The organism is Kitasatospora sp. NPDC057518 (genome assembly GCF_042802075.1).
Classification (GTDB): Bacteria; Actinomycetota; Actinomycetes; order Streptomycetales; family Streptomycetaceae; genus Kitasatospora.
This window is the reverse complement of the sequence record NZ_JBHVEU010000061.1, coordinates 21,411-27,907: the sequence shown is the minus strand read 5'-3', so window position 1 is coordinate 27,907 and position 6,497 is coordinate 21,411. Positions and strand designations below refer to the sequence as shown.

Here is a 6,497-nt window from a genome sequence, read left to right as displayed (position 1 = left end):
GGCAGAGCCTGTACGGGTCGGCGAACGGCTTCCTGGACGGCCTGGCCGGGTGGCGCCGTGAGCGGGGCCTGCCGGCGGTGTCGCTGGCCTGGGGCCTGTGGGCGCAGGCCAGCGGCCTGACCGGGCACCTGGACGAGGCCGACCGGGCCCGGCTGGCCCGGGGCGGCCTGGCGGCCATGGCGACGGAGGAGGCGCTGGCGCTGTTCGACGCCGCGCTGCGGTCCCCGGAGGCGCTGCTGGTCCCGACCCGGCTGGACCGCGACGCGCTGCGCGGGCAGGCGGCGGGCGGCGAACTGAACCCGCTGCTGCGCGGCCTGGTCCGCACCCCCCGCCGCACCGCCGCCACCGCCGGGGCACCGGCCGGCGACGGCCGTGAGGTCCTGTTCCGCAGGCTCTCCGCGGTGGGCGAGACCGAACAGCTCCGGCTGCTCCTGGACCTGGTCCGGGCCAGCGCGGCCAAGGTGCTCGGCCAGAGCATCGACGAGACGGTGAAGCCCGCTCAGGCGTTCAAGGACGTCGGCTTCGACTCGCTGACCTCGCTGCGGATCCGCACCAGCCTCACCGAGGCCACCGGTGTCCGGCTCCCGGCGACCCTGGTCTTCGACCACCCGACCCCGGCCGCCGTCGCCGAGCACCTGCGGGACCGGCTGGGCCTGGCGGGCTCGGTGGCCGTGCCGCCCGTCCTGCTCGAACTCGACCGGCTGGAGCAGGCGTTGGCGGCCACGGCCGGGACGGCCGGCGCGTCCGGGGCGCCCGACGGACTGCGCGCCCAGGTGGCCGCCCGGCTGGAGGCCCTCACCGCCCGCTGGGCGGAGTCGGGCGAGGAGCCCGAGGCCGAGGGCGTCGACCTGGGCGCCGCCTCGGACGACGAGCTCTTCGACCTGATCGACAACGAACTCGGCCTTTCCTGATGACGGATACGAGGAAGAACCCCATGTCGAACGACGACAAGCTGCGCGACTACCTCAAGCGCGTCACGGCCGACCTCCAGCAGACCAGGCGCCGCCTGCGCGACGTCGAGGCCCGGCGCACCGAGCCGATCGCCATCGTCGGGATGGCCTGCCGGCTGCCCGGCGGCGTCGCCTCCCCGGCCGACCTGTGGCGCCTGGTCCACGACGGCACCGACGCCATGGCCCCGTTCCCCCGCGACCGGGGGTGGGACGTGGACGGCCTGTACGACCCCGACCCGGACGCCGCCGGGAAGACCTACGCCGAGCAGGGCGGCTTCCTCGCCGACCCGGGCGGCTTCGACGCCGCGCTCTTCGGGATCTCCCCGCGCGAGGCGCTGGCGACGGACCCGCAGCAGCGGCTGCTGCTGGAGGCCTCCTGGGAGGCCCTGGAGCGGGCCGGCATCGACCCGGCCTCGCTCAAGGGGCAGCCGGTCGGTGTCTACGCGGGCCTGATGTACCACGACTACGCGCACCACGTGCTCAACCTCCCGGAGGGCCTGGAGGGGTACTTCGGGATCGGCAACTCGGGCTCCGTCGCCTCCGGCCGGGTCTCCTACACCCTGGGTCTCGAAGGCCCGTCGGTGACGGTGGACACCGCCTGCTCCTCCTCCCTGGTCGCCGTCCACCTGGCCGCGCAGGCGCTGCGCGACGGCGAGTGCACGCTGGCCCTGGCCGGCGGGGTCGCGGTGATGGCCACGCCGGAGGTGTTCGTCGACTTCGCCACCCAGCGCGGCCTGGCGCGCGACAGCCGCTGCAAGGCGTACGCGGACGGCGCCGACGGGACCGGGCTCGCCGAGGGTGTCGCCGTCCTCCTGCTGGAGCGGCTGTCGGACGCCCGGCGGTTGGGGCACGAGGTGCTGGCCGTGGTCCGGGGTTCGGCCGTCAACCAGGACGGTGCGTCCAACGGCCTCACCGCCCCGAACGGCCCCTCGCAGGAGCGGGTGATCCGGGCGGCCCTCGCCAACGCCCGGCTGACGGCGGCGGACGTCGACGCCGTCGAGGGCCACGGGACGGGGACCTCGCTGGGCGACCCGATCGAGGCGCAGGCGGTGCTGGCCACCTACGGCCAGGGCCGTCCGGCCGAACAGCCGCTCTGGCTCGGGTCGTTGAAGTCCAACATCGGCCACACCCAGGCGGCGGCCGGTGCGGCCGGTGTCATCAAGATGGTGGAGGCGCTGCGGCACGGCGTGCTGCCGAAGAGCCTGCACATCGACACACCCACCTCGAAGGTCGACTGGGACTCGGGCGCGGTCGCGCTCCTCACCGAACGCCGCGACTGGCCGGAGGTCGACCGGCCGCGCCGGGCCGCCGTCTCCTCCTTCGGCGTCAGCGGCACCAACGCCCACGTGATCCTGGAGCAGGCCCCGGCCGGGGACGCCCCGCAGCCGGACGCCGAACCGACCGGCGCCGCAATGCCGTTGGTGCTGTCGGCCGCCTCCGAGGACGCCCTGCGGGCCCAGGCCGGCGCCTGGGGCCGGCTCCTGGCCGAGCAGCCGGACACCGGCCTGGCCCGTACCGCCCGCACCCTCGTCACCGCGCGGGCCGCGCTGGAGCAGCGCGCCGTGGTGGTGGCCGCCGACCGCGCGGACACGGTGGCGGCGCTGGACGCGGTGGCACGGGGGGAGGAGGCGGCGGGTGTCGTCTCGGGCCGGGCGGAGGTGAGTGGTCGGTCGGTGTTCGTCTTCCCGGGTCAGGGTTCCCAGTGGGTGGGGATGGGGCGTCGGCTGCTCGCGGAGTCGGCGGTGTTCGCGGAGGCGCTCGGTGAGGTCGACAAGGCTCTGAGGGCTTATGTCGACTGGTCGTTGCTCGATGTGGTGAACCAGGTGCCGGGTGCCGCTTCGTTGGAGCGGGTGGATGTGGTGCAGCCGGTGTCGTTCGCGGTGAACGTCGCGCTGGCCCGTCTCTGGGCGTCGCTGGGTGTGGTGCCGGACGCGGTGGTCGGCCACTCGCAGGGCGAGATCGCGGCGGCGCACGTCGCTGGCATCCTCTCGCTGGACGACGCGGCGGCGGTGGTGGCGTTGCGGTCGCAGGCCATCGCGCGGGGTCTGGCCGGACGTGGCGGGATGGTGTCGGTCGGGCTGCCGCTCGCCGAGGTGACCGGCACGCTGCCGGACGGCGTCGAGGTCGCGGCCGTGAACGGCCCGTCCTCGGTTGTGGTGGCCGGCGACCCGGCGGGTCTGGACACGCTCGTCGTCTTGTACGAGGAGCAGGGCGTGCGGGTGCGCCGGATTCCGGTGGACTACGCCTCGCACACCTCGCACGTGGAGTCCATCGAGGCCGAACTCGCCGAGCTGCTCAGCGCGGTGAAGCCTCAGCCGGCCGTCGTCCCGTTCCTCTCCACCGTCGAGGGCCGCTGGCTGGAGGGCCCGGAGCTGGACGCGGGGTACTGGTACCGCAACCTGCGGCAGACCGTCCGCTTCGCCGAGGCCGTCGAGACCTTGGCCGGTGACGGTTTCCGGGCGTTCGTCGAGGTCAGCGCCCACCCCGTGCTCGCGCACGCCGTCGTCGAGGCCCTGGAGGAGGCCGTCCAGGCGCCGACCGTCGTCACCGGCACGCTGCGGCGTGAGGACGGTGGCTGGGACCGCGTCCTGCTCGCCGCCGCCGAACTCCACGTCCGGGGCCTGCCCGTGGACTGGTCCACGGCCTTCCCGGACGCCGCCCTCCTCCCCGCCTCCGAGCTGCCCACCTACCCCTTCCAGCACCAGCGCTACTGGCTGGAGACCCGCCCCGCCACCGACGTGGGCGCCGCCGGGCTGGCGCCCGTCGGGCACCCGCTGCTGGGCGCGGCGGTGCAGCTGCCCGAGGGCGGGGCGCTCCTCACCGGGCGCTTCGACCCGAAGGACCACCCGTGGCTCGCGGACCACGCCGTCGCCGGTACCGTCCTCGCCCCGGGGGCCGCGCTGCTGGAGCTGGCCTCGCGGGCCGGCGACGAGGCGGGCACGCCCACCGTCGAGGAGCTGGTGATCGAGGCCCCGCTGCTCGTCCCCGGGCGCGGCGCCCTGCAGCTGCACCTGCGGGTGGACGCGCCGGAGGACGACGCCGCCGACGGCCGGCGGCCGTTCGCCCTGTACTCGCGGCCCGAGGACGGCGAGGGCGGTGCCTGGACCAGGCACGCCACCGGTTTCCTGGCGGCCGAGACCGCACCGGAGTTCGACTACGAGGCGTGGCCGCCGGCCGGCGCGGAGCCGGTCGCCCTGGACGGCTTCTACGAGCGGTTGGCGGACCGCGGCTTCGGCTACGGACCGGCGTTCCGGGGGCTGCGGGCCGTCTGGCGGCTCGACGGCGAGGTGCACGCCGAGGTGTCCCTGCCCGCCGGCCGGGCCGCCGAGGACTTCGGCATCCACCCGGTGCTGCTGGACGCCGCCCTGCAGGCCACCAACTTCCTGGGCATCGCCGAGCCGGAGCCGGGCCACGTCCTGCTGCCGTTCGCCTGGAACGACGTGGCCCTGTTCGCCACACGTCCCACTGCTCTGCGGGTGCACGCCCGGCAGACCGGCCCGCACGCGTTCTCGCTCGTCCTCACCGACCCGACCGGCGGACCGGTGGCCTCGGTCGGCTCCCTGTCGCTGCGGCAGGTGCCGGTCGACCGGCTCGCCGGCCTCGGCGGGGCCGGTACCGACCACCTCTACCAGGTGGGCTGGACACCTCTCGTCCTGCCCGCCGGCGCCGCCGGTGTCGCCGCCCCGGCGGTGCTGGACCTGACCGCCGGGACGGCCGAGGGGCCCGAGGGCGCCCGGGCGCTGGTCGGCCGGGTCTCGGAGTTCCTGCACCAGGGACTCACCGATCCCGCCCGGAGCGGGGCGCCGCTGGCGGTCGTGACCGGGCCCCCGGACGCGGACCCGGCGGTCAACGCGGTGTGGGGGCTGGTCCGTTCGGTCCAGCAGGAGCAGCCCGGCCGGATCGTGCTCCTCGGCGGCGAAGGGACGGGCTTCCCCGCCGCGGCGGTGGACCCGTCGGTGGTGGGCGGCCTGCTGGCGTCCGGCGAGACCCAGGCGCTCTGGCGCGACGGCGGTGTGGTGGTGCCGCGTCTGGCGCGTGCCTCCGCTCCGGCCTCCGCCGACGGGCACGGCGTCCTGGATCCGGCGGGGACGGTGCTGGTGACCGGTGGTACGGGGACGTTGGGCGGATTGGTGGCCCGGCATCTGGTGGAGTCGCACGGGGTGCGGCGGCTGGTGCTGGTGAGTCGTCGTGGTGTGGCGGCGCCGGGTGCGGCGGAGTTGGTGGCCGGGCTCGAGGCGCTGGGTGCCGAGGTGGAGGTGGTGGCCGCGGACGTGTCGGACCGTTCGGTGGTCGATGACCTGGTCCGTCGGGTTCCGGTGGAGCGTCCGCTGACGGCGGTGGTGCACACGGCCGGTGCGTTGGCCGACGGCGTCTTCGAGACGCGGTCGGTGGAGGAGCTGGGGGAGGTGTTCGCCCCGAAGGCGGACGCGGCCTGGCACCTGCACGAGGCGACCGAGGGCCTGGGTCTGGCGGCCTTCGTTCTCTTCTCCTCCGGCGCCAGTGTGTTCGGGAACGCGGGGCAGAGCCTGTACGGGTCGGCGAACGGGTTCCTGGACGGTCTGGCCGGGTGGCGTCGTGAGCGCGGTCTGCCGGCGGTCTCACTGGCCTGGGGCCTGTGGGCTCAGGCCAGTGGGCTGACCGGGCACCTGGACGAGGCGGACCGGGCCCGGCTGGCCCGGGGTGGTCTCAAGGCCCTGGCGACGGAGGAGGCGCTGGCGCTGTTCGATGCCGCGCTGCGTTCTCCGGAGGCGGTGCTGGTCCCGACCCGGCTGGACCGCGACGCGCTGCGCGGGCAGGCGGCGGGCGGCGAGTTGAACCCGCTGCTGCGCGGCCTGGTCCGCACGCCCCGGCGCACCGCCGCCACCGGAGCGCCCGCCGACGACGCGGCGGACTTCGCCGCCCGGCTGGCCGCGCTGCCGGAGCGCGAGCAGCACCGCGAGGTCCTCGACCTGGTGCGCTCCGCCGCCGCCGCCGTCCTCGGGCACCCGTCCAAGAACGCCGTCGCCGCCGCCCAGGCCTTCAAGGAGGCCGGGTTCGACTCGCTCGGCGCGGTGCAGCTGCGCAACCGGCTGGCCCGGGCGACGGGCGTCCGGCTCCCGGCGACCCTGGTCTTCGACCACCCGACCCCGCTCGCGCTCGCCCGCCACCTGCGGTCCGAGCTGCTGCCGGAGCCGGTGGCGGGCCCGGCGGCCGTGACCCCCGGGCCACGTGCGGCCGGCCCGGACGCGGGACCGGCGCCCGTGGACGGGCCCGCCATCGCGGACCTGGACATCGACGGCCTGGTCGCCCGCGCCCTGCGCGGCCGCGGCTGAACCGTCCACCCGACCGCGCCCAACCCGACCGCGCCCACCCGACCGCGCGGACCCACCGCGCAGACCCACCGAGCCGACGCACCGCGCTCACCGACCCGCGCCCGTTCGTCCGCGCTCGGCGCCCGGCGCACCATCCGAAAGGCTGACATGACCACCACCACCAACGACGGCGCGGCCGCCCTCGACCAGACGGCGAGGCTGGTCGAGGCACTGCGGGCCGCGCTCCAGGACAACG

Annotated in this window: 1 protein-coding gene and 1 pseudogene; both read left to right on the top strand. The window is 76.0% G+C overall.

What is annotated here, in order from left to right; all coding sequences use genetic code 11:
• Positions 1-911 (top strand): beta-ketoacyl reductase (locus ACFU7Z_RS09175; protein ID WP_380777101.1); only part of this gene is annotated, 911 nt, incomplete at its 5' end.
• Positions 912-976: 65 nt separating this feature from the next.
• Positions 977-6,262, top strand: a pseudogene (locus tag ACFU7Z_RS09170) (type I polyketide synthase); the annotation flags it as partial.
• Positions 6,263-6,497 lie beyond the last annotated feature (235 nt).